This is a genomic window from Sneathia sp. DSM 16631 (assembly GCF_014892235.1).
Taxonomy (GTDB): Bacteria; Fusobacteriota; Fusobacteriia; order Fusobacteriales; family Leptotrichiaceae; genus Sneathia; species Sneathia vaginalis.
In genome coordinates, this window is the sequence record NZ_JADBHL010000038.1 from 1 (window position 1) to 1,182 (window position 1,182).

Genomic DNA, 1,182 nt, shown 5'->3' on the forward strand with positions numbered 1-1,182 from the left:
CCTACTATCTCCACAGGCGTTAATTCGGGTAGTCCCTACCCTATATTTTTTTTATTACGCTATTTGTCTTAATCCTTCTGCTAATATATTCTTTGCGGCATTGACATCTCTATCGTGTATTTCCCCACAATTTGGACATTTCCATTGCCTTACGGATAAATCTTTTATTTCCTTATTTTGGCAACCACAACAAGAACATAACTGACTACTTGCGTAAAAACTATCTACCTTAACATATATTCTATTGTTCCACTTTGCTTTATACTCTAGCTGTCTTGTAAGCTCATACCATGAAACGTCACTTATAGACTTAGCCAATTTATGGTTTTTTATCATATTTTTTATCTGCAAGTTTTCTGAAACAATCACTTGGTTTTCGCTTATTATTTCACTTGAAATCTTATGAAGATAATCTTTTCTGGTATTTGTTATTTTCTCATGGCATAATGCTATTTGCTTTCTTTTTTTCTGATAGTTCCTGCTCCCTTTTATTTTATGTGCAAGCTGTCTTTGCAATTTTGTAAGATTTCTCTCATACTTCTTTATTATCTTTGGATTTTCGTATTTTCTCCCATCTGATGTAATACACAAATCCTTTATCCCCAAATCTAAACCTATTTTACCTCTTGTCTCCTGCTTTTTTACATTCTCTGTTTCTACTAAGATTGCTACATAATACTTTCCACTCGGCAGTTGTGATATAGTTGCCAATTTTATTTGCCCTGCAAAATTCCTATGAATTTTTGCTTTTATCTTTTTTAACTTTGGCAACTTTATTCTTCCTCTATCAAAATCTACAGTTATATTCCCATTTGTAAAATTAGTTGTGTAGGATTTATGCCTATCGTGTTTACTCTTAAACTTTGGGTAACCTGCATGCTCTTTGAAAAACTTTTTATAAGCACTATCCATATGATAAATCGCATTTGTTAAAGCAAATTTGTCTACTCCTTTCAGCCATTCATAAACTTTTTTCAGCTCTCTATTGCAATAATTATTACAGTCTGTTTTACTGATAGAGTTTTTTTCTTTTTCATAAGCATCTTTTATATATGCAAGGGTTTGATTATATACAAAACGGCAACAGCCAAATGTCTTTGCCAACTGTATTTCTTGCTCTTTACTTGGATAAATCCGATATTTATATGCTTTTAACATTCAGCTTACCTGCCTTTCTACCCT

Annotated in this window: 1 protein-coding gene; it reads right to left on the reverse strand. The window is 32.1% G+C overall.

The window, feature by feature from the left end:
- Positions 1 to 54 precede the first annotated feature (54 nt).
- Positions 55 to 1,158 carry an IS200/IS605 family element RNA-guided endonuclease TnpB gene (gene tnpB, locus IMK15_RS06310; RefSeq protein ID WP_192942286.1) on the reverse strand — a complete coding sequence of 368 codons (1,104 nt, stop codon included), beginning with the start codon at positions 1,156 to 1,158 and terminating at the stop codon, positions 55 to 57.
- Positions 1,159 to 1,182 lie beyond the last annotated feature (24 nt).